General features: G+C 45.5%; 15 protein-coding genes. 9 read left to right on the forward strand and 6 right to left on the reverse strand.

What is annotated here, in order from left to right; translation table 11 throughout:
* Nucleotides 1–4 precede the first annotated feature (4 nt).
* Entirely contained in the window at nt 5–1,054 is a 1,050-nt protein-coding gene (locus CEF13_RS03540) for a cytochrome d ubiquinol oxidase subunit II (RefSeq protein ID WP_102709445.1), read from the reverse strand.
* 4 nt (nt 1,055–1,058) lie between these two features.
* Complete coding sequence (locus CEF13_RS03545; protein WP_102709446.1) at nt 1,059–2,390, reverse strand: cytochrome ubiquinol oxidase subunit I; 1,332 nt, start codon at nt 2,388–2,390, stop codon at nt 1,059–1,061.
* 353 nt (nt 2,391–2,743) lie between these two features.
* Between CEF13_RS03545 and CEF13_RS03550 the strand changes: the two genes are divergently transcribed.
* Entirely contained in the window at nt 2,744–7,657 is a 4,914-nt protein-coding gene (locus CEF13_RS03550) for a pullulanase (RefSeq protein ID WP_102709447.1), read from the forward strand.
* 57 nt (nt 7,658–7,714) lie between these two features.
* On the opposite strand, the gene CEF13_RS03555 is transcribed toward CEF13_RS03550, so the two are convergent.
* Nucleotides 7,715–8,593 carry a DMT family transporter gene (locus CEF13_RS03555; protein WP_102709448.1) on the reverse strand — a complete coding sequence of 293 codons (879 nt, stop codon included), beginning with the start codon at nt 8,591–8,593 and terminating at the stop codon, nt 7,715–7,717.
* Nucleotides 8,594–8,797: 204 nt separating this feature from the next.
* Here CEF13_RS03555 and CEF13_RS03560 point away from each other — a divergent pair, with 204 nt between their 5' ends.
* A complete protein-coding gene (locus CEF13_RS03560; protein ID WP_102709449.1) occupies nt 8,798–9,877 on the forward strand; it encodes a Gmad2 immunoglobulin-like domain-containing protein in 1,080 nt (359 codons plus the stop codon).
* A gap of 420 nt (nt 9,878–10,297) precedes the next feature.
* Here the strand turns inward: CEF13_RS03560 and CEF13_RS03565 are convergent, their stop codons facing one another.
* The 3 genes from CEF13_RS03565 to CEF13_RS03575 all read right to left on the reverse strand — a co-directional run bounded on the left by CEF13_RS03565 (nt 10,298) and on the right by CEF13_RS03575 (nt 14,612).
* Nucleotides 10,298–11,074, reverse strand: coding sequence for a 3'-5' exonuclease (locus CEF13_RS03565; RefSeq protein ID WP_102716194.1), 777 nt, complete (start codon nt 11,072–11,074; stop codon nt 10,298–10,300).
* 102 nt (nt 11,075–11,176) lie between these two features.
* Complete coding sequence (locus tag CEF13_RS03570) at nt 11,177–12,805, reverse strand: response regulator transcription factor (protein WP_102709450.1); 1,629 nt, start codon at nt 12,803–12,805, stop codon at nt 11,177–11,179.
* On the reverse strand, nt 12,795–14,612 hold the full coding sequence (locus CEF13_RS03575; protein ID WP_166742850.1) for a sensor histidine kinase: 1,818 nt from the start codon (nt 14,610–14,612) through the stop codon (nt 12,795–12,797). The genes CEF13_RS03570 and CEF13_RS03575 overlap by 11 nt, the downstream gene beginning before the upstream one ends.
* A gap of 196 nt (nt 14,613–14,808) precedes the next feature.
* Here CEF13_RS03575 and CEF13_RS03580 point away from each other — a divergent pair, with 196 nt between their 5' ends.
* From CEF13_RS03580 to CEF13_RS03610, 7 genes are all read left to right on the forward strand, one after another.
* Nucleotides 14,809–16,167 (forward strand): ABC transporter substrate-binding protein, encoded by a 1,359-nt coding sequence (locus CEF13_RS03580; RefSeq protein WP_166742851.1) that lies wholly within the window; start codon nt 14,809–14,811, stop codon nt 16,165–16,167.
* Between the two features lie 73 nt (nt 16,168–16,240).
* On the forward strand, nt 16,241–17,125 hold the full coding sequence (locus tag CEF13_RS03585; protein WP_102709453.1) for a carbohydrate ABC transporter permease: 885 nt from the start codon (nt 16,241–16,243) through the stop codon (nt 17,123–17,125).
* Nucleotides 17,126–17,148: 23 nt separating this feature from the next.
* Nucleotides 17,149–18,033: a carbohydrate ABC transporter permease gene (locus CEF13_RS03590; protein WP_102709454.1), complete on the forward strand. Its 885-nt coding sequence runs from the start codon at nt 17,149–17,151 to the stop codon at nt 18,031–18,033.
* Nucleotides 18,034–18,243: 210 nt separating this feature from the next.
* A complete protein-coding gene (locus tag CEF13_RS03595) occupies nt 18,244–19,107 on the forward strand; it encodes an ABC transporter permease (RefSeq protein WP_102716195.1) in 864 nt (287 codons plus the stop codon).
* A 37-nt stretch (nt 19,108–19,144) separates the two neighbouring features.
* The gene (locus CEF13_RS03600) at nt 19,145–20,047 is read left to right on the forward strand and encodes a carbohydrate ABC transporter permease (protein WP_102709455.1); all 903 of its coding nucleotides are present in this window, start codon (nt 19,145–19,147) and stop codon (nt 20,045–20,047) included.
* A 77-nt stretch (nt 20,048–20,124) separates the two neighbouring features.
* Entirely contained in the window at nt 20,125–21,768 is a 1,644-nt protein-coding gene (locus tag CEF13_RS03605) for an extracellular solute-binding protein (protein ID WP_102709456.1), read from the forward strand.
* Nucleotides 21,769–21,861: 93 nt separating this feature from the next.
* Nucleotides 21,862–23,430, forward strand: a complete 1,569-nt coding sequence (locus CEF13_RS03610) for a response regulator (protein WP_166742852.1) — start codon at nt 21,862–21,864, stop codon at nt 23,428–23,430.
* Nucleotides 23,431–23,439: the final 9 nt, after the last annotated feature.

Raw genomic sequence — 23,439 nt, forward strand, 5'->3', positions numbered from 1 at the left:
ACGCTCAAGCCTTCGGTTCCGCATCCGGTCCTTTGCCGATATATTTCTTATCCTTGAGGAATAGTCGCCAAAACATGTAGAATCCGGGAGCGAGAACAGCAATTCCGATGCTATACGAAACTAATAAAGCACGAAATGTGGACGGATTCGTAATCGCTTCATCAATTGTTACATAAGGATGCAGCAAATAAGGAAGATGCGCGATACCGTAGCCCATGCTTGCGAGAAAGTATTGCCCAATGACGAAAGTGACCGCAAACCTCGGCCAGCCCGGTATGCCGGCTTTCCGCTTCCACCATAAAGCGCTGTAGCCGATTCCGAATGATACGACTGAGGCAAGGAACCAAGGCCACTGCTCTCCAATTCGGCTGACGATCCACTCAGCCTCCGGTGCCATCGTATAGGTAGCGAGCACGGCTGTTGCAAGGGTTAGGGGACCTAACCATTTGGCAGCCTTTCTGTAGACACGATAGGTCGATAAATCATCCGCCTCATGTGCATAATCAGATAAAAACAGCGTGGCAAGAAACAGCTCTGACGTAATGCCGAATGCTAAGTGCGAATACTCGGTAGGCGACCGAAGCAGCTTGCCAAACAAAAGGTGAGGCTGCGCGTTTTCTGTTACTTCAACGAAGCCGCCTAATGAGATTGGCAGAACACTAAGCAGGAGACCGGGGATGAGAACACCTGTCAGGCCGGAAATCCAGCGAAGAATACGGCTGAATCTACTGGTGGAATAGCTGTAAACCATAAAGCTGCTTCGAACTGTCAATAGAATAAGCACGAGACTGACCGGTACGATCAGCACCGTGCCGAACCAATAGGCAGCCTTGGGAAAGAAGCCGACAAGGGCTACGGCAATAAGTACGAGGAACACATTCGTAACTTCCCATGAAGGAGAGAGATAGCGGTTTGCGATTTGCGCAGCACGCGTATTTTTGTTGCGGTCATAGACCAAAGCCCAGAACCCTGCACCGAAATCGACAGAACCGAGAATGGCATATGCAAATATGAATGCCCATAAAATGGAGACTGCAATTGTTGCTTGATTCATAATGCTACCTTCCTTCTAGTGGAGTGAGTTCAGGGCCAATCGGCCTTCTGCGGAAATAGAAACGCATGACCAAGATGGTTATAGCCATTAGCATCACGTAGAGCCCGATGAAAAGCGCAAATAAAATGCCGATATCTTGTGAACGTGTGGCTGCATCGGCTGTCAGCTGCACACCGCTGATCACCCAAGGCTGCCTGCCGGTACAGCTGAATATCCAGCCCGTTTCAATTCCGATTAGCGACAGCGGTCCGCCCACCATTAACAAGGCAAGCATCCATTTAGGCAAAGGACGCTTCCTAATGAAAGTTATGAACAGCGCGAAGAAGGAGAGCGCTAATAAGCCGGTGCCGATCACCACCATTAGATTGAATAGTGTATGAACATAAAGCGGCGGCCAAAGCTCGCGCGGGAAATCATTTAATCCCTTCACCACCGTATCGAAGCGATCAGCTGCTAAGAAGCTCAGCACCCAAGGAATTTGTATGCCCCCCACTACCCGCTGCTCCTCTACATTTGTACTTCCGAATATTTCAAGCGGAGCATGATCCGTTGTTTCAAATAGCCCTTCCGCTGCTGCCAGCTTTAGCGGTAAATAGTTGTGCAGCATTTGAGCCGTGAGATGTCCATTTAGAGCCGTAGCAAGGGAACAAGTGAATCCGACGAAAAGCGCCAGCTGCAGGCATTTGCGGTGATAGATCCGCTCCCGTTCCGGCTGTCCTCGCTTCAGCAGCTTGTAGGCAGCAATGGAGCCTATGCAGAATGCGCCCGTCATGAAAGCGGAAGCGACCACATGAAAAGCGGTAACGCCAAAGCTGGGATTAAATACAGCCTTTAGCGCATTAACGTCCGATACGACGCCATCCACGTATTTGAAGCCGGTCGGTGTATTCATCCAAGCATGCACATTAGTAATAAGCACAGCCGATGCTGCTGAACCCAGAGATACCATAATAACGCTGAAAATTCTGAGCTTCCGCGACAACCGGTCAGCCGCGTATATGTAGATAGACATGAACAAGGCTTCTAGGAAGAACGCCCAAATTTCAATTTGGAAGGGTACAGAAATAACCTGCCCGACGATTTCCATGAACCCCGGCCAGAGCAATGAAAGCATGACACCGACAATGGTTCCAGAAGGGATAGCGACGCCAAGCAGAATGGCCTGCGCTTTGGTCCATCTTTTAGCCATAACGGAATAGTCCGGATTTTTGGTTATGCCGGACATGATTTCAGCGAATACGATCATGAGAGGCACTCCGACACCCAGCGTTGCAAAAATAATATGAAAAGCCATCGAGGTTCCAAATAAAGCTCTAGCTAATACCACGCTATCCATTTTACAGCACCTTCTTTATAGGATTGTCTAAGGATTTTTAGTATGCATAGACGGAATGGAAATTATGTACAGAGTTGGCTTATGAAGGCTAAAGCTAGTTTCACATCATTGCGCAAACGTTGTCATTTTTACATAGAATCGGAAGAAAAATTGGAGAAATGGATCATCTTGGTGGAATGTTATTGACATTTCATTATTTTTGGTATTAATATGTATTCAGGTAAACGCTTTCAATACTCTAATTTTTAATATAATCGGTTAGAAGGAGGTATTAATGTTTTAAAGTCATTTATTTACCCTTTTATGCAAACGATTGCACGACGTAAAAACATGGATTAGGGAGGTTCATACGAATGGATTATGTTTTAAAGCGAAGAAGAATGCTTTCAATTTGGATGATTATTGCTATGATTTGGACAACTGCGGGTATTGCACCGGCACATGCTGACACAGCCAAGCTTACAAAGGTTGTTTTGGTTGGGGATTTGCAGTCCAAGCTAGGCCATAGCAGTGACTGGGACGCGGATGCTGCAGCAACCGAGATGATTAGCTTGGGCAATGGAAATTATAGCTTTACGGGAAATCTTCCTGCAGGCACCTATCAATATAAAGTGGCGGTAGGAGGAAATTGGGACGAGAGCTACGGCTTTAGCAATTATACCGATACTAACGGCGCTCAAAATGATGGAAATATTCAGCTCACCATAACGGAAGACAATACGGCAATAACCTTTTACTATAACCATTATACTCATTGCATAGCTGATTCTACTTACTACTTACCTATTGCTGCAGATAAACTGCCTAGAATTGTTGGCGATCTGCAAACCGTAATCGGAGATACAGAAAAATGGAAACCTGAGGCTGCGAAGTCCATTATGGATGATGCTGACTTGGATGGAATCTATTCCATAACGAAAACAGTACCTAAAGGAACGTATGAATATAAGATTGTACTAGGATCCACAGAGGAGGATCAGACGTACCCAGAAAAAAGTAAAGTTTTGATCCTTCCTCAGAAGCTTCCCGTAACGTTCAAATACAATATGCAGAATCATGCGGTTACTGCAGATTTTACGGTGCCTGTAGATTCTAGCGCAGATCCTGTTCCTGCCAATCACCTTCGGGTACATTACAATCGGGTTGACGGGAACTATGAGAATCAAGGCTTATGGCTTTGGGATCACGTCAAATCACCGTCCACCAACTGGTCGGATGGCGCAACGCCTTTTCCGGCTGGGAAGATCGATAGCTTCGGGGCTTACGTAGACATTCCGTTAGCTGATGGAGCATCAAAGGTTGGATTCCTAGTCGTTAATCGAAAAAGCGGGGTCAAAGACGGAGGGAATAAAGCCTTTGATCTAAGCTCCCCCGAACTTAACGAGGTATGGATTCAAGAGGGCTCTGATAAAGTCTACTCCTTTATACCCGTCGTGCTTCCTGAACAAACGGTTCGTGTTCATTATGCCAGAAGCGATGGTAACCAGGGCGCATACGGTCTTTGGCTGTGGGGGCAGGTAGCTGAGGTATCCACTGGCTGGCCAGCGGGTGCTGCTGCTTTCTCAGAAGAGCATGTAGATCGCTATGGAGCATACATCGATATTCCATTACAAAAAAATGCTGAAAAAATAAATTTGATTGTCGTCAATCGCACCTCAGGAGACAAGGACGGCGGTGACAAAGCTTTCAATTTTCTTTCCAAATACAATCAGCTGTGGCTCAAAGAAGGAGACGACAACGTTTATGTATCTCCGCATGGAGAGGTGCCAGTTGGGCTGGTTTCCGCTGAAATCCTTTCTGATCATAAGCTTCTGCTTGGCTTTTCGATGACAGACGGGCTAGATGTGGAAGAATTGAAGAATGCGATTACGATTAAAGACAAAAACGGCGATGACATCGTTATTGATCAAGTGGTCATAAAAGGCGATACAAGCATCGAGGTCTTAGCATCTATTCCATTAGATAAAGCACCCTTAAGTGTTACTTATTCGGGTAAAACCGTTTCCGCTGCGGCGGGATGGAGAATGATGGATGAGATGTACAACTATGAAGGCAATGATCTCGGAGCGGCCTACAAAGCTGGCGGCGTTGACTTAAAGCTGTGGGCTCCAAAAGCAAGCGCAGTCCGTGCCAACTTTTTTGATAAAAGTGACTCGACAAAGTTGGTCGGAAGCATCGACTTAACCAAAGGAGACAAGGGAGTTTGGTCAGTAAGCATAACACCAAGCGATTCCCGGATTTCGGAGATTGCCGATTGGAAAGGCTACTTCTATCAATATGAAGTGACTAATGATGGCGTTACGAAGAAGGTACTTGATCCGTATGCCAAATCGATGGCAGAGTTCAGAGTCAATACAAAAGGTCAAGTTGGACCGGATGGAGACGCTGTTGGAAAAGCCGCGATTATAGATTTAAGTGAAACGAATCCTAATGCGCAATTTGATTTTGCTAATATTGATGGTTATGAAAAGAGAGAGGATGCAATCATTTGGGAGGCTCATATTAGAGATTTCACTTCTGATCCATCCATTTCGGAAGGCCTGCATGACCGTTGGGGGACTTACAGCGCTTTTATTGATAAGCTCGACTATATCAAATCACTTGGTGTAACACATGTTCAACTGCTTCCAGTCATGGCTTGGTATTACGGGGATGAAGCGAATATGACAGAGCGAGAGCTTGAATACTCTGCCCAAGATAATGAGTACAATTGGGGCTATGACCCCCACAACTATTTCTCTCCGGATGGCGCATATTCGGAGAACGCGAAAAACCCTGAGCTTCGTGTGAAAGAGCTGAAGGGATTGATTGATGCCATTCATGATGCAGGAATGGGGGTCATTCTGGATGTTGTTTATACCCATATGGCCAAAGCTGATTTCTTGAATGATATTGTTCCGAATTATTACGCATTTCAAGATGCAAACGGCAATAATATTGGCGGCTTTGGAAACAACCTGGCTACCAATCATAAGATGGCGGAGAAGCTGATGGTGGATTCCGTTAAGTATTGGTTTGACGAGTACAAAATCGACGGAATGCGCTGGGATATGATGGGCGATGCCACATATGATTCCGTTCAGCATGCTTATGATGCGGCTGCAAGCATCAATCCTAAAGCCTTATTTATCGGAGAAGGCTGGAGGACATTCGGCGGAGCTGCATCTGATCCATCGCTGGCAGGCAAAGGCGCGGATCAGGATTGGATGGACAAAACGGACAATGTCGGCGTGTTCTCCGATGAAATTCGCAATGAACTGAAATCAGGCTTCGGATCTGAAGGTGAGCCTCGATTTATAACCGGCGGAGCAAGAAGCATAAATACTATTTTTAATAATATCAAAGCGCAGCCAAGCAATACGCCTGCTGATGCTCCTGGCGACATGGTGCAATATATAGAAGCGCATGACAATCTGCCCTTATACGATGTTATCGCTCAGTCCATTAAGAAGGACCCGGCAGTACCGGCCAATGATTTAGAAATTCACAAACGAATCCGGCTCGGAAATATGTTGATTCTAACCTCACAGGGAACGGCATTTCTCCATGCAGGGCAAGAATATGGAAGAACGAAGCAATGGCTGGCTCCCGGCAAGCCGGAGCAGAAATACCATGAGTTATTCGATGATGCAGGCGTAGGCTTTGGTTATTTCGTTCACGACTCCTACGATTCTTCGGATGCGATCAATAAATTTGATTGGCAGAAAGCGACCAATGCGGAGCTATTCCCAATCAATAATGAAACAAGGGATTATACAGCAGGATTGATTCAACTAAGGAAGTATACAGATGCATTCAGACTGGGCGATAAGAATTTGGTCAATGCCAACGTTACGCTCATTGAAGCGCCGGAAGTGAAAGCAGATGATCTAGTTATCGGCTACAAAAACAAGGCAACTGACGGCACAGGTGAATATTATGTGTTTATGAATGCGGATAACAAGGAAAGAACGATCACGCTGTCCCAGGACTTAACATCAGGAACGGTCATTGCAGATAATGATGAAGCGGGAATTAAGGCTGTATCTGCTCCATCAGGCTTTGAGTTGACAGCTAGCTCCATAAAGCTTGATCCTTTGACAGCAGTCATTATTAGGATGGAGTCTGCCGCACCGACAACCCCGAATACGTCTGTTCCATCAACTCATAATGCTGATGCTCAGGTGATTCAAGAAAGCAGCTTGCAAAATGGTCGGGATGGCAAAGTTTCCTTAACTATCGATACAGGCAAAGCGGCCGTGCTTCTGCCGCTTAAGGCTGCTGCTATTTTAGGCAAGAATGATCTTGAGCTGAGAATGAATGGCTTGACTGTTACGCTGCCAAATGCAGTGCTAGCGGGCATGCCAAGCTTGGTGAAAGCTGGCGACACAGATGGCTCGCGTATTTTGTTCCAGGCGAAGCCGCTCACCGAGGCAGCTGTCAGCTCGATAATGAACAGCATGAATGTTGTTCAAGGCGAGTTCAAAGCAGGCTCACAGGTTTATGAGTTCAAGCTGAGTGTGATTACGAGTGAAGGAACGGCTATAGAAGTAACGAAATTTGAGAAACCGATTATCGTTGCGTTTATGGTCAGTGAGAGTGTAAATACAGAGCTTATCGGTATTTATTATATTAGCGATAACGGTAAGCCGGAATATGTCGGAGGAGTCTTGAACGGAAACATCATGACGTCTCAATTATTCCATTTCAGCAAATATACCGTGCTTGAAAGAAATAAGTCATTCTCAGATGTGTCGGCCAGTCACTGGGCTTCTTCTGCAATCAAGGCATTAGCTGCCAAAGGAATTGTGACGGGTATTAGCGATACGCAGTTTGCCCCTCAAGCTAACGTAACCCGTGCGGAATTCGCAGCGATGCTCATTCGAGCACTTGGTGTTAAGACGGAAGGAAGGGCAGGAAACGGAGGCTTCGCAGATGTCAGCGCGGACAAATGGTATTCCGCTTACGTGGCGACAGCTGTGGAGCTCGGTATTGTGAAAGGACGCAGCGACAAAGCATTCGCTCCGAATGCAACGATTAGCCGCGAGGAAATGGCGGTCATGATCGTTCGTGCGTATGAAGTAAAAATAGGTAAAGCGTCAGAGGCGACGGCAAAGCAAGCTTCATTTGCTGATGGCAATGAGATTAGCAGCTGGGCTGCTGAATCGGTCGCCGCGGCTGAGGAGCTAGGACTTGTTCAAGGCAGCTCGAACGGACGTTATATGCCGAAGAGCCAAATGACTCGCGCGGAAAGCGCTAAGGCCATTTACAATTTATTAGGGAAATAGGTAACAGAAAGAGCGTCCTTCAGCCAGCACTGGCCAAAGGACGCTCTTCTTGTTGATTTATTCTTTTCCGTGACGGATGAATAGCCAGACGCCAAAAAGAATCAATGCGCCTGCCGCCAGCTGGTAGGCCGTCAGCGCTTCCTTCAGAAGCACCCAAGCAAGCAGGGATGCTATTACAGGCTCACCAAGCACCGACATGGATACGGCCGTGGCACTCATATGCTTCAGCAGCCAGTTGAACAGATAATGGCCGAACAGCGTTGGAACAATGGCTAGCAGCAGGAATATGCCCCATTCCTTCGTGCTGTAACCGGTAAACGAATATCCGCGTGCAGCGTTATAGAAGGCAAGAGCTGTCGCTGCCATAAAAAACACCCAAAAATTATAAGCAAATGCACTCATATCCTTGCGGAGCTGCTTGCCGATCAGCATGTGAACGGCTACGGCAACCGTACCTAGAAAGGATAAAATATCGCCTAGCAATGCTTCTCTTGAGAGGCTGAAGTCACCTGAGCCTATGACGATTGAGCCGACCATCGCAATACCCATACCTGCCAGCATAATGCGGCTAGCCTTCGCCTTGAACAGCCAATAAGATCCTAGCATGACCAGTACTGGCTCAAGCGTTAATATAACAGTCGAGCTGGCTACGGTCGTTAATCGCAGCGATCCCATCCATAGCAGAAAATGCAGTCCCAGCATAATGCCGGAAGCCGTCAGTAAATACCATTGCCGCGCGGTTAAATGAAAGATTTCAGTACGATACTTCCAAACGAGCGGCAGCATAATCAGATTCGTTAAATATAATCGATACATGGCGATAACGGACACATCTGCATTAGACCAACGAACGAATATAGAGGAGAAGGATATGGCGATAATACCGATGATATAAAGTATTTCAAAGGCTGCAAGAGGTTTAATGTTTCGGTTCATAGTTGCGTGATCTCCAATGCTGTATGTAGTAAGCCTCAGCTTCCCGTACGTTATCGTACTATAACCGGTGAGCAGCTTGCAATTGTTATATTTGTCAAAAGGCTTTATATCATTTTATGTTTCCATAGAAGGGAGAGAAAGTGCTTTTTTACGCGTATTGAGCATACATCTCAGAAGAAGCTAGTGAAAGAAGGAGGAAAGCTGATGAGCTTTATTCCGCTTAAGAATAATTTGGATGTCATTGCAGGCCTGCTTCCGCTTAGTGCGAGGTTTGCCAAGCTTCCTGACGGGAGTCCAGCCTGTATATTGACTGACATCGACGGTGACGGCTTCAATGAAATTATTGTTGTTTATATAGAGCAGGGTGACTTATTTATTAGCGTATTTAAACAAATGGAAGGTGTTTGGAGGAGACGAGCCACTGAGAAAGGAAATGGTGCTGACCTCACCCATTTGCTTGCTGCTCCCCTTGCGAGCGAGAATGCACAAACCATTATATTGGGCTGGCATATCGGCAGCATGTGGTCAGAGCTGAGCTTGCTGCAGTGGCGGGAAGGGACATTGAAGGACACCGTTGCAAGGGGGATTTTGTTCAGCAGGCTGGAGGTTGAAGACATGCCATCCGTTTCGGGGAAGGATGGTAGGGATGAGCTTGCGATATGGGTGCATGATTCAGGAGAGGCTTATAAAATCGCAGTTTACCGTCTTGGCTTGCAAGGACTCGTAATGGCCGAGGATGTTTATCCGTATTATTTCCGCAAGGTGATCGGTTATTACGAGGAATTGATTGAGAAATTGCCTCAATCCTCGATCTATTGGTATTATCTCGCAGATGCGCAAAGGAAAGCGGGGCTGCTGCGCTTGGCTATCCAATCTATCGATTACGCGCTCTCGCTGCCTAATCCATATCCATCCAAAGAAGAGCTTATGAAGCTGAGGCAAAAGCTGCAAACAGAAGCCACGTTTATACCTATTGGAGTATTTCGCAATATTAGAGTGAGAAGAATTGCAGCTGGACATTATAGCGTATCAGGTGAAGCGAAAGTGCTTGAGGGGATCGTCGGCTATGAGGTGCTTGAGAAACAGAAGCCAATCCTGCAGTCATATACGAAGGCAAGTGCCGGAGGCCCGGCTTGGGGTACGTTCAGCATAATCATTCACATTAAAGAAAAACCAATTACCGCCTATGCTTTGCTGCTCTTTGAGCCTAACGGATCAGCAGAATTTGAGAATGGCATTTCTGCTGTTCATTCCGTCACGATCCCTCTGACAGCTTCCAGATAGCTGAAGGGCAGCCTGAGCAAAACCACTCCCTTATGTAGCACGACACTTCCATCAATTTAAATCTAGTGGACCAGCCTCATCCCAGAAACTAAGCGTCCTTTCGGAAAATAGAGCTAGAAACTAGCTCTATTTCACAAAATCAGCTTCCTTTAGGGCAAATAGAGCTAGAAATTAGCTCTATTTCGAAGAAAATGAGCAGCTGCGAGCTCATATGATGTTAGATGAGAAGAAATAGAGCTAGAAATTAGCTCTATTTCGAAGAAAATGAGCAGCTGCGAGCTCATATGATGTTAGATGAGAAGAAATAGAGCTAGAAATTAGCTCTATTACACAAAATTAGCTTCCTTTAGGACAAATAGAGCTAGAAATTAGCTCTATTTCGAAGAAAACGAGCACATAGGATCATACGAAGAGGGTGTGCTATCCAGCTTGTCCAGCCGTAGGCTTCGCCGCCTTCTCCAGCTCCGCATCGAAATATTGCTGCAGCTCTGCGACTTTTCTTACATCCTCGAATGAGGCTTTACCCGCTAAATACTTCTCGGCGAACACTTCCCACTGCGGAACGATCTTCTGAGCGTGCATGGAACGAATCGCATTTTTGACCATTCTGCGTTCCTTAGCGTTGGTGTACATATCTTTGAATTGCTGCTTGAGTTCGAAATCCAGCTCGGTGAATATTTTGCGGAATACTTCAGCAGTCATCCGTGCATCATCAAGAGCACGATGTGCGGAGCCTTCAGCCGTTATTTCGAGATCAATTAAAGCCGCTTCGACGCTGACGTCGTTCGTTACATTCTTATAACGAATATATCCTTTTAACAGGTCGAAATAGTCAGCAGCCATCCAGAAGCTGTCATCAAGCTTATGCATCCGTGTATCATAAACAATTCGCTTCAAATCCTCGCCGCCCCACGTAAAGAGGAGGAAGGCTTCGCTTTTTTTCAGCCATCGGGTGAAATCAGCAATCACTTTAGGAAAGCGGCTCGCCGCGTCGATATCTTCCTGCGGAATACCGGTTTTTTTCTTAATAAAGCTGTTAAGCTTCGAGAAATAAATAGGTTTGATCAATGCAGAAAATTCATCAACTTGCTCTAAAGCGCTATTTAGCCGAACTGCGCCAATCTCGATGACCTCCATAGGTAAATCGCTGGCGAATTTGCGGCCGTTAAATTCAATATCTAATATAATATAATCCAAAATTGTTACCTCCGATAGATAGCCTGTGTTATCCATTCTATCAGAAAAGAGCCTCCAGATGGAAACTACAATATGGCAAGAGCCGGAAAGTACACCGCAAGCTCATTCTGCTGCATAACTTTTCTGGTACTGTCTAGGCGTTAGTCCGGTCCATTTCTTGAAGGTGGAGCTGAAATGCCGCTCTTCCTGGTAGCCTACCTGCTTGGCGATGGCGTAAATTTTGTAACTCTCACGCAGCAGTTCCTTCGCTCGCTCGACGCGATACTGGTGTAAATAATCGAGAAAGTTAACACCAAGCTCTTGCTTGAACAGAGAGCTCAAATAGGAGTTGCTTACAAATGTTTCCTTCGCTGCTTGCTCCAGCGTCAGATTTGTATGGTATTTATTTTTGATCAGCTCGATCGTAGCATGAACCGTCCGATGCAGTGTTTTTCGATTAGAAGCGGCTTCGACGATGTTCTGAATAATTTTTTGCACAATGGCGGAGCAATTGTCGAGCGTCTCCATATCCGGTATTTTTTCTATCCAATTAATAACGCCGTCCTGCCACTCTATAGAGCCGGAATATCGCTCTTTGGCGAATTTTTGCAGCTCCAAGATGAGGCTAGTTACCCGCAAAATAATTTCAGCGCGTGAATAGTCTGTTTGATCTCTTATGTAAGCGAAGCCGGTATCGATGGAGTCTACCGCCTGCCCGTATTGTTCATTCTGAAGATACCCGAGCAGCTTCATCTCCATGCGCTGCAAGTATATATCATCAAGGATAGAGCTAGCAGGGGACGGCTGGCGATTGATTTCGGAGAACAGGAAGATGCCGCCCCTGCCTTGATAGAAGCGTCGTTCCATCGCTTCGAGCGCTTCTTGATAGCCCAGGTGGGCATCGTTCACCGATGCTTGCGCTGAGCTGAGCGATAGACTGATGGATAGCTTCAAATAAGATTCTAGATTTTGCTGCAATACTCGCATAATGGCTTCTTGGCCGTCATTCGAATTAATCGTTGTGCAATTGCCAATCCAGAGCATTTCCTCGCCGTGCCGGATGACCTCAAGCTTGCCGTCATAGTGGGCACCTAACGTTTCTTCGGCAATATTGAGCAGAGCATACCGAATGAGCTCTAAATCTCGTTTAGATGAGAAGCTGTTGTTGCTATCGTCATTGTCAATTCGAATTAAACCCACTTCTATAGGACCGACTTGCAGGGAAAGATTGACCTCTCTCATCGCAACTGACCGATCCTCTAGGGGCATTAACGGCTGTTGAAGCCACTGTGACAAAATTTGATTTTTCAACAAATGAATGTTGCGGTTCCAAGTGCGGCTCATCTCCGTCATATGATGATCCTCATATTCGGAAGCTTTGATCTTTTGTTTCACATCCAAGAGGACGCGTATAATATCATTCGGCATACATGGCTTTAATATATAATCGGAAACGCCCAGCTTTATAGCTTCTCTAGCGTATTCAAATTCGTTGTAACCGGTTAGGAGCACCGTATGGAACTGCAAACCGGCTGCTTTTGCTTCGCGAATGAGCTCAAGTCCGTTCAAGTAGGGCATCCGGATATCAGTCAGGAGCACGTCTGGCGGATTTTCCTTCATCAGTTCTAAAGCTTGCCGGCCGTTCTCCGCTTCTCCAGAAATTTCGATATCGTACATCTTCCAATCAATAAGCGTAAGGAGTCCTTCACGGAATGATTGCTCATCCTCTGCGACGATCATTTTAAGCGACATATTCGTTGTCCCCCTGCTTAATTCGTACTTGCACTCTTGTGCCTATGCCCTCTTTGCTCTGAATGCTTAGCTCTGCCTGCTCGTAATATAAATTCAGCCTCTCCTTAATATTGGACAGCGCCATAGATGAGGGCGACTGTACCATATTGCGATTAGCCTTATCCGCTGCAGCGTTTTTCTGTAACAGAAGCAATTGCTCCTCTGGTATGCCTGGTCCGTTATCTGTCACCTCAAGAATAATCCAGCCCTCTTCTTTATAGGCGCTTACATGAATGTTGCAAGTTCCTTCAGATGGCTCGATGGCATGAATAATCGCATTTTCTACTAGCGGCTGAATGAGAAGTTTCGGCATGCGGAAGTGCTTAAGCGCAGCATCCGTTTCGATCTCGAAGTGAAGCCGAGCGGGATAACGTTTCTTTTGCAGAAATAAGTAGTGCCTTACCAGCTCCAGCTCCTGCTCTAATTCCACGAAATCATTTCCGCTATTCAAACTTAAACGAAACACCTGCGACAGTGACACGACCATCTCGGATATTTCTTGATCGCCTTTCTGCATGGCGCTCCAATTAATCATATTTAATGTATTGTAGAGAAAATGCGGATTAATTTGCGATTGCAGCGCTTTAAGCTCCGCTTCCCGCTGCTTTAGGCTAGACGCATATACATCATCAATTAATGTTTTCACTCGCTCGACCATCGTGTTGTACAAATGGCCAAGACGCCCGATCTCATCGTTGCCGTTTAAGTACACCCGCTGGGAAAAGTCCCCGATTTGCAGTGCTTTCATCGACAGCATTAGTTTTTTCATCGGATTCGTAATAATTCTCGTAATGATCCATGACAGAAGAATAGTGATAAATCCCATGGCTGCCATAATGGTAATGGTTACGGAGCCGATATGCTTGAGCTCTACGACCAGCTTGCTGCGATCCTGTATAACGACAACATGCCAGCCGGTTATGTCCGATGCTGAATCCGACACGATAAATTCCGCGTTATTTTTCAGCTTGGCAAGCCCAGAAGCGGGTTCTTCCTGTGTGGAGCCTGCTTGCTCGAATATCGGCAGTTTCGTAATGGGCTTTCCAATCCACCTTAAGTCAGTCGCTGCCAGAATGTCGCCGTTGTTGTCCATAATAAACTGAATAGCACCCTCATTGTCATGAAATAGGCTTTGACTCAGTTTATCCGCATCCATGCCTAGAACAAGAAGTCCGTTATTTTCATAGTTGTAAAAGTTTTTGTACGGCTTGATCAGCATCAGCTTATGATGATAATCACCGGGCAATATGCTATCCGACGGCTTGATCAGCTCCCAGATTAATTGGTTGGGCGATGCATTTAGCCGTTCATAATATTTGGTTGCTTTAAAGCGATCGTAACTGATAGCGCTTGCAATACCCGTCTGTGTAATAACGAACGGCTGACTTGACTCCATATTAGTCTGAGCCGGGTACAGAACCATCGTTTGAATAGACTCTCCGGTAACCATAAGAGGGAGCAAATTTTTAAATACTTGATCACGCCGCTGAGGTGTATCGCCGTTCATGACCATCGCTTGGACGGTCGGATTCAGAAATAAATAATTGGAGAAGCTGATGGTGCTTTGGGCGAAATAGTCAAGCTGATCCTTTGTTTTCACAGCCATATTCATCTGAGCTTGCCGAATTTTTTCTACGACCTCTCTAGACGCGATTATGTAGGAGAAAAGGCCCGTGATGCCGACTGTTACAATAAGAAGCGGAATGATTAACGTCAGCAATTTACGCTGTAGAGTAATGTTTCGAAATGGAGGAAATAGAGCTCTCATTCGCTTCACCTTTAATAGCTGGATTTGTACGTTCATTATACAAGAAACGACGGAGGCAATCTGCTATTTTACTGATAATCCAAAAAATGAGGCATCTATTCTAAAATATGAGTCATATTTTGGTTAATAATTCCACGCTATAATGAGTGCAGGCAGGGGAAGGACACCTGTTCAACAAAAAAAAGGTGGGGTAACGATGAAAAAATTATTGTCATTATGTACAGTCATCATTCTAGTATTTGTGTTGGCGGCCTGCGGCACTAGTAACAACGTCAATAAAAATAATACGGATAAGAGTACGAAGGAACCGGCAGCAACGAAAGAGCCTAATAAAGATAAGCCTGCTGAACAAATTACGCTGAAGCTGTTTACTGCGCTGGCAGATCGAACGAACGGAGCGGGTAAGATCGAGCAAGCCATCATTGATGCGTATATGGCAGATAACCCGAATGTGAAAATTGAGGTTGAGGCGCTTCAGGATGAGCCGTACAAGTCCAAAATTAAAGTATATGCTTCAACTAACACGGTGCCGGACATTATTCAATCGTGGGGCCAAAGCTCATTCATTAAACCGCTTATTGACAGCGACATGCTAATGGAGCTTAATGCCGATGAATTCACATCAAACAAATTCGTTTCCGGCGCAATGGACGGCTTCTCCCAAGATGGAAAGCTGTATGGTCTGCCGAGAGGCGCAGATTTCCTCGTTCTCTATTATAACAAGAAGATTTTCGACGATAACAATCTGCAAGTGCCGACTACGACTGCAGAACTGCTGGAAGTATCCAAACAGTTAAGAGCAAAAGGCATTAATCCAATTGCTACGAATGCGATGGAAGGCTGGTCATTGCCAATTTGGTTTGAATATGCGGCACAGCGTCAGACAGGCGATTTCAATAAAATCGATGATGTGCTGGCGGGCAAAAGCACATTCGCAAGCGATGCGGATTTCCTGGCAGCGGCACAGGACCTGCTAGCGCTAGCAGAAAATAAAGCTCTGGCAGATGGCTTCTTAACGGCAGACTATGGAACGGCCCGCAACCTCTTCGGTCAAGGCCAAGTAGCCATGTATGTAATGGGCAACTGGGAAGCAGGCTTGGCAACAGATGAGAACTTCTCTGAGGAATTCCGCAACAATGTAGGGGCTATCTCTTATCCAACGACAGCTAAAGGCAAAGCGACTGATGTAGCAGCTTGGTTCGGCGGCGGTTATTCCATCTCCAAAAACTCCAAAAACCAAGAAGCAGCAGTAGCATTCCTGAAATATTTCTTCGCACCGGACAATTGGGCAAAGCAATTATGGCAGACGGGTTCAGGTACTCCGGCACAAGTATTTAACGATTTCTTGACTGGCAATGAGTCTGCATTGCAAAAGCAGCTGGTCGATATGTTTGGTTCGATGACCTCCTCCAGCGGTACGCCATTCCATGATAATGGCACGGATGAGTTCAAAACGAAAGTAATGGAATCCCACCAGAAGCTGTTCGGCAAGCAAATTTCGGCAGAGGACTTTTTGAAGGAATTAGATGCAGCTGTAAGTGTATTGAGAAAATAAAAAATAAGGGAGCAGGCGAATTTCATTCGGCTGCTCCCGCTTTTATACAACATAGATAGAGGTGAGGAAGGCCATGCACAAACTGCTAAGCAATCGAATCACTGTCTTTTGGTTGGTCGCACCAGGTTTATTTCTTTTTCTTTTTATGGTGTGTTTTCCTATAGCCATGAGCGGTTATTACGGAACGACGAATTGGAAGGGCATCGGCTCCTATGAATTCGTCGGGTTAACCAATTATACGAATATATTGTTTCATGATGCCGTATTTTGGCGTTCTTTATGGCATGCGCTGCTGCTGCTTGCGGCAACCTTGCTCATTCAGCATCCGATCGCACTGTTCTTCTCGATTCTAGTCATGCACTCCGGGAGATTCGAGAAGCTGTTTCGCGCCATATTTTTTATACCGGCTGTTATTTCAATCGTTGTTACCTCGAAAATGTGGGTAAGCGTATTCCATCCGAATTACGGGATGTTAAATAAAATATTGGATGGCATCGGGCTTAGCGCTTGGAAGCAGGATTGGCTAGGAGATCCGCAGCTCGCCATTTGGAGCATAATCGTTGTCGTGATGTGGCAGGGCTTTGGGTATGCGCTGCTTCTTTATTATGCAGGTCTTCAGGGCATTCCGAAGGATCTCTACGAAGCAGCTGAGCTTGACGGTGCAGGCCGTATCAGCCTGTATACAAAGGTTGTTATTCCACTGCTGACCCCCATGGTGCGGGTAGCTGTCGTTATTGCGGTAACGGCCTGCTTGAAGCAGATGGAGACGGTATTTCTTATGACGAATGGCGGACCAGTCAATACGACGCAATTCGTTGGTAATTATTTATACAAAACCGCATTTTCCTCGTCGCTTTACGGCTATGGAAATGCTATTTCGGTCGTGTTCGTTATTATATGCCTAATCATAACAGTCGTCATGAACAAAGCGTTCAAAAAAGACGTCGGTGAGTTTTAGATTGAGGAAAGGAGGCGCCAATTATGAAAACAACCGCATCTGCGCGGCTAGGCAAGCCGTCGAAGGGAAATAAACAAAACGCGCCGTCACCGGTATTGAAAGTATTATTGCATACGGTTTTATGGGGGATCGCGCTGCTGCAAATTTTCCCGCTTGTTTGGTTAATTAATTATTCCTTTTTGAAAAGCGGGGAGTTTTTTGGCAAAAGCATATTGAAATGGCCTGAGAAGCTGGAGTGGACCAACTATGTGAATGCATTCACCTACGGAAGCGTACCTAAATTTATGTTGAACAGCTTTTTTATTACGATGGTTACAATCCTGGTTGCCGCCATACTGTCGGTTATGCTGAGCTATGCGTTCGTAAGAATGCAGTGGAAGCTGCGCAAGGCGACAATGGCGTTAATTTTGCTGGGGATGATCGTTCCTATACACGCCACCTTGCTGCCTAATTTTATATTATTTGATTGGCTTCATCTCATCGATAACCCGCTGTCGCTTATTCTTCCGTATATCGCTTTCTCGCTGCCTATAAGCATGCTCATTATTTCAGGCTTCATGGAGACGATTCCAAGGAGTATTGAAGAATCGGCTGTTATGGATGGCTGCTCCGTCTTCGGTATCATTTTCCGTATCATTCTTCCCATTACGAAGCCAGCAATCGCGACGGTTTGCATAATGAACTTTATTAGCTGGTGGAATGAATTTATTATGGCGAATACGTTTCTCACTTCGGAAACATTCAAGACGCTGCCGTTCTCCATTATGAAATTTACGGGCCAGTATTCATCGAATTACGGGGCGCAATTCGCCGTAATGACGTTGATTGCTCTGCCGACCGTTATTACGTATTTGCTTTTCACAGAACAAATGTCACGTGGTATAACAGCAGGCGCGGTGAAGGGATAGCCTTGTCAAATACTCCGTTGATTTACGATACTTTTCGTTGAATTCGCAAGTAGAATCAAGCCCGCTGGGAGATTAGAATCAAATCAAATGAATGGATATGGGAGGCATGGAAGCTTGCGCACACCTATTTCGGCATCATCAACGATTACAATCTCCCCTCGGGCAAAACCACTTTGGAAGCGTTTCTTGTCCCAGTGGCAGGTTCAAGCCATGATATGGCCTGCATTGATATTTATATTCGTATTTAGTTACCTTCCAATGTATGGCGTCCTTATGGCGTTCCAGGATTATAGCTTGTTTAAAGGTTTTTTTGGGAGCCAGTGGACGGGCCTAAAACATTTTGAAGCCTTCTTCCATTCACCCGACTTTTTCCGGGTTATACGAAACACCATTGTCATCAGTCTCTTGAAGCTGTTCATCGGTTTTCCGGCGCCGATCCTTCTGGCGCTTATGCTGAATGAAGTTCGAAACATGGTATTTAAGCGAGTGATTCAAACCATCAGTTATTTGCCGCACTTCTTGTCTTGGGTTATTGTATCTGGCTTCACCATCTCTCTTCTGTCCGTCGATAACGGAAGCTTGAACATTTTGCTGCAATCGCTGGGGTTGACCGATAAGCCGATTAATTTCCTGTCCACGCCCGAGTATTTCTGGGGAATTATTGTTACGACGAACCTGTGGAAGGAAATAGGCTTTGCCACCATTGTGTATTTAGCTGCAATTGCAGGGGTGGATCAAAGCATGTACGAAGCAGCCTCCATTGACGGTGCGAACAAATTCAAACAAATATTTCTCATTACACTGCCTTCCATTACACCGGTCATCCTCATTTTTTTGATTCTGAATATTGGCGGACTATTGAATGCGGGCTTCGATGATTTGCTCCTACTAGGCTCAAGTCCGATGCTTCGCGACGTAGCGGATGTCATCGATACGTACGCTTACCGAGTGGGCATCATCAATAATCGCTTCTCCTATGCCGCAGCCGTTGGATTATTCAAAGCAATTATAAGCGTAGGCTTGCTGACGATGGCCAACTATCTGGCAAGAAGAGCGGGTTCGAGCTTATGGTAGCCTCCAACCTTATTATTCAGAAATGTGGTGAACCTTCATGAAGCTAAGCAGCAGCGACAAAACCTTGCACATCATCATTTACATTTTGCTCATCATTCTAGGAATGGTAACCTTGTATCCCTTCTGGAACTCAGCCGTTATTTCATTTAATGTCGGAATGGATACATCCCGTGGTGGCGTGACGATCTGGCCCAGGCAGTTCACACTTGATAATTATAAAATCGTGTTTCAAGACAATCGCATCCTTCATGCCTTCTATATATCTGTTATGCGTACGCTTGCAGGTACAGCGATATCGATATTCCTTACGGCGATATTCGCTTATGGCTTGTCTGTCAAAGGCGTAATCGGCAAAAAATATTATATGATTTTTGCCATCATTACGATGTATTTCAGCGGCGGCCTCATTCCATTCTACTTGGTCAACCGTGAACTGGGATTAATGAACTCGTTCTGGGTTATGGTCATACCGACAGCCGTTAGCGTGTGGAATATGATTATTTTCCGGACATTCTTCATGGGCTTGCCGGTTGGCTTAGAAGAATCAGCCAAGATTGACGGCTGCAGTACATTCGGCATTTTCTTCCGAATCGTACTTCCGTTGTCTGGACCTGTTCTGGCAACTCTTTCTTTGTTCACAGCGGTATATCATTGGAATGATTGGTTCACAGCAACGATCTTCATTAACAAAACGGAATTGTTCCCTATTCAAACGATGCTGCAGCAAATACTGAATTCCAACATTATGAGCGAGCAGCTAACGATAGCTCTCAAAGGCAATGGAGCTGCTGCGGATGCGATGAGCCGCATGCAAAGCGTAACGACCAAGTCGTTAACAATGGCTACGATGATGGTTGCAACCCTTCCCATTATTGCTGTCTATCCTTTCGTTCAACGGTTTTTCGTAAAAGGTGTGCTAGTGGGCTCTTTGAAAGAGTAGCTGCGTTATTCAACCTAGACGCTATGCGCGAAGGATGAGTATAGATTAGATCATACAAATATGGGAGGCGCTTTGAAATGAAAGGAAAGAAGCTATTTACGGGGCTGTTATCGGTCGCTCTTGTTAGCAGCATGGTGCTCGCTGGTTGTGCAGATAAAAATAATAAACCAGCAGCAAGCCAAGGCACTGGCGCTGATAACAAAAAGGCAGAAAGCGGCGGTTTTGTGCTAGGTGAAAAACCTACTACCTTTTCTTATTATGTGAACTATGATTGGTGGACAACGGAGCCATGGGGCGCAAGTCCAAACAGCAAATGGGTACAAGATAATCTCAAAATTACTGTGGAGCCGATTCAATCCGGTGGAGCCGCAGCCCAAAAGCTTAGCACGATGATCGCTTCCAATGAGCTTCCTGATGCGATTATGATGGATCGCGGTCCTGATGTTGAACGTCTGAGACAAGCTGGCGCTCTCGTTCCGCTCGATGATTATATTGAAAAATATCCGAACCTGAGAAAGTGGGCCGGTGAAGAAACACTGAACATGCTTCGTTCAAGCGATGGCAAGATCTATCAATTTCCTAACTGGTATACGGCCGCGCCAACAGGCAATGACGGCTGGTTTATCAACACGAAAATTTATAAGGAATTGGGATCGCCTAAGCTGGAAACAACAGATGACCTCTATGCTTACTTGAAACAAGTGAAAGCGGCTCATTCTGACATCATTCCATTAGAGGTTGGCCGCGGGGCGCAAGGCGTGGAAGTTATGTTCCCTGGCTTTGCCGAGGATTCTCCAAGTGTATACAGCTACATGAAAGCGTATCCAAAAGATAATAAATTCGTTACTATATATGATAATGAAGCTTGGAAAGAAAATATGCTGTTTGCAAGCAAGATGTTCAGAGAAGGACTCATTACACAGGATGCTATGACACAGAAAGAAGATCAGGTTAAAGAGAAGCTGGCAACGGGCAGAATTGCTGTATTTGTCGGTGGCAATGCGACGAACCTAGGCAGAGAAGGCCTCAATACGTGGAAGGCTAGTGATCCAACTGCGGGATATGAGATGATCTGGCCGATCGTTAAGCCAGGCGTAGACAAAGACAAGGTATATCCGAATGGCTATAACTCACTTGGATGGAATGTCAACGTAATTACAACGAATGCCAAAAACCCAGAAGCTATATTCGCTTATCTGGATTGGTTGACGGGCGAAGAAGGAACACGAATTATGTTCTTTGGTCCGAAGGGCTTGTATTGGGATGATTATGATTCGGATGGAGCTCCTATTCCAAACGACAAATGGTTCTCGACATCACAAGAGCAGAAGGATAAAGACAAGCTTGAGGCCTATGTATGGGCTGGCAATGCGACTTTCGTAGATACGAGCAAAACGAAAATTGAACAAGCGCTGCCTGAAGACCAACGTAACTGGGGAGCTGCAGCTCAAGTTGCGGTAGCTTGGAGAACGTCTTATAACAATACACAATTCAACAACATTGATCCGGCACCGGATTCCGAAGAAGGCATCATCAGCCAACAGGTGGGTGATATTCATGCTGAATATTTCGGGAAAATGTTGTTTGCAAAAAGCGATGACGAGGTGCTTAGCCTAATTGAAAAAGCAAAGTCAGAAACAAATAAACTCGGCTTCGAGAAGCTGTTGGCATACAAAACAACGAAATGGCAAGAAAACCTGGCTCTAATTAATGGGAAATAATGCTTCATAACATTAATCGAAAATGGAAAGAGGATGTACGCCTAGCGTATGTCCTCTTCTTTCGGCTTTACTAATGATGGGAGGCTGATGTTCTTGTATAAGGTATTACTTGTTGATGACGAAGAGCTGGAATTGATTGGAATACAGAAGCTTATACCTTGGGGCGAGCTTGATATGGAGGTCGCATCGGCCTGCAATGACGCCTTTACGGCGCTTGATTATTTACAGAACCATAAAGTGGATGTGCTTGTCTCCGATATAAAGATGCCTATTATGTCAGGATTAGAGCTGGCGAGCAAGGCGCTGCGCTTTAGCCCTGACTTAAAAATTGTTTTTGTTAGCGGCTATGAGGATTTTCAATATGCCAAACAAGCGATTTCGATGAATGCCAGCGGCTATGTGCTGAAGCCTGATCACGATAATGAGCTGACAGCTGCCTTATCTGGCGTTCGGGATTCATTAAAGCAGGAGCAGGGACAATTTCAACTAGAGCAATCGCTTCAGCAGTCGATGGTTTATTTAAAGAACGAATTGCTGGGCCGCTGTCTGGAAGGCGCAGGCGATCAGGGGACTGTCCTCGCCTTAATCGAGCAGTTTGGGCTGGGCCGCTACACTGGCAGTTTATGCGTCGCGGTTGCAGAGGTAGATGATATGAACTGGCGAATAGCTTCTTATTCTGAGGAAGAGCGCAAGTGCTTGTCTGAGAAAATCTTTAATACCTTGTTCCAAAAATGCCATGAAGCTGGAATCAATAAATATTGCAAGCTATATCCACAGCGGCTAGCTATCGTATTGGATGATCAAGACGAATTGAAGCTGCTTGAAGATATGATCACATGTATCGGTGAGAGTTATCCTCTTACCTTAACCATTGGGCTAGGTGGATATGTCGGCAAACTTGATCAGCTCCAACTCTCCTATAATCAAGCCTGCAAGGCGTTGTCTGCGAAGATGTTCCAAGGGAAGGGCAAGATCATCTGCTTCTCGCCCGCACGGGAATCGGTGCATGAGAATGCATTCAATATTGACAGCACAGTTGATACCTTATTTGCTGCCATGTCCAACTATGAGCTGGTACAAATTGTGGATTGCATGGAGGAACTGTTCCTGCATGTGAAAAATATAGACAGCCAGGCGGCTATTCACAACTACTCTTTGTATATCATCTCCAAGCTGGATGTATATTTGACAGCGTTGAACGAAAATTTGTTCAGCATATTGCGGCGGGATCGTCATGTGATCGAAATGCTGTTTAAGTTTGAAACGATAGACGATATTCATTCTTGGCTTCGTAAAATCATTTTTGAAATTTCGGAGCTTTTCCATAACAAGAAACTGCGTAAAAACATCAAGCTGATTCGTGAGATTGAAAGTTATATCGTAGAGAGACTGCACAAAAATATTACGTTAAAAGAAGTAGCGAACGCCTTCTCGTTCTCGCCCAATTATCTCGGCTATCTTTTCAAGGAAGAGACAGATGAGAATTTCAGCGACTATATTACTCGCAAGCGTATGGATATAGCTAAAAATTTGCTTAAGGATACCAGCTTAAAGGTATATGAGGTCGCAGATCGCATAGGCTGCGGAAGCTTGGCCCATTTCAGCAAGCTGTTTAAGGATAACACGGGCATGACGCCGGGGGATTATAGAAAGAGAAGCTAAGCGAAGGAA

Origin of the sequence: Paenibacillus castaneae (genome assembly GCF_002884445.1) — a bacterium.
Taxonomy (GTDB): domain Bacteria; phylum Bacillota; class Bacilli; order Paenibacillales; family Paenibacillaceae; genus Pristimantibacillus; species Pristimantibacillus castaneae.

Coding starts and splice junctions, on each gene's coding strand:
- CEF13_RS03540 (WP_102709445.1), bottom strand. CDS start 1,054: ATGAATCAAGCAACAATTGCAGTCTCCATTTTATGGGCATTCATATTT.
- CEF13_RS03545 (WP_102709446.1), bottom strand. CDS start 2,390: ATGGATAGCGTGGTATTAGCTAGAGCTTTATTTGGAACCTCGATGGCT.
- CEF13_RS03550 (WP_102709447.1), top strand. CDS start 2,744: ATGGATTATGTTTTAAAGCGAAGAAGAATGCTTTCAATTTGGATGATT.
- CEF13_RS03555 (WP_102709448.1), bottom strand. CDS start 8,593: ATGAACCGAAACATTAAACCTCTTGCAGCCTTTGAAATACTTTATATC.
- CEF13_RS03560 (WP_102709449.1), top strand. CDS start 8,798: ATGAGCTTTATTCCGCTTAAGAATAATTTGGATGTCATTGCAGGCCTG.
- CEF13_RS03570 (WP_102709450.1), bottom strand. CDS start 12,805: ATGTCGCTTAAAATGATCGTCGCAGAGGATGAGCAATCATTCCGTGAA.
- CEF13_RS03575 (WP_166742850.1), bottom strand. CDS start 14,612: ATGAGAGCTCTATTTCCTCCATTTCGAAACATTACTCTACAGCGTAAA.
- CEF13_RS03580 (WP_166742851.1), top strand. CDS start 14,809: ATGAAAAAATTATTGTCATTATGTACAGTCATCATTCTAGTATTTGTG.
- CEF13_RS03585 (WP_102709453.1), top strand. CDS start 16,241: ATGCACAAACTGCTAAGCAATCGAATCACTGTCTTTTGGTTGGTCGCA.
- CEF13_RS03590 (WP_102709454.1), top strand. CDS start 17,149: ATGAAAACAACCGCATCTGCGCGGCTAGGCAAGCCGTCGAAGGGAAAT.
- CEF13_RS03595 (WP_102716195.1), top strand. CDS start 18,244: ATGATATGGCCTGCATTGATATTTATATTCGTATTTAGTTACCTTCCA.
- CEF13_RS03600 (WP_102709455.1), top strand. CDS start 19,145: ATGAAGCTAAGCAGCAGCGACAAAACCTTGCACATCATCATTTACATT.
- CEF13_RS03605 (WP_102709456.1), top strand. CDS start 20,125: ATGAAAGGAAAGAAGCTATTTACGGGGCTGTTATCGGTCGCTCTTGTT.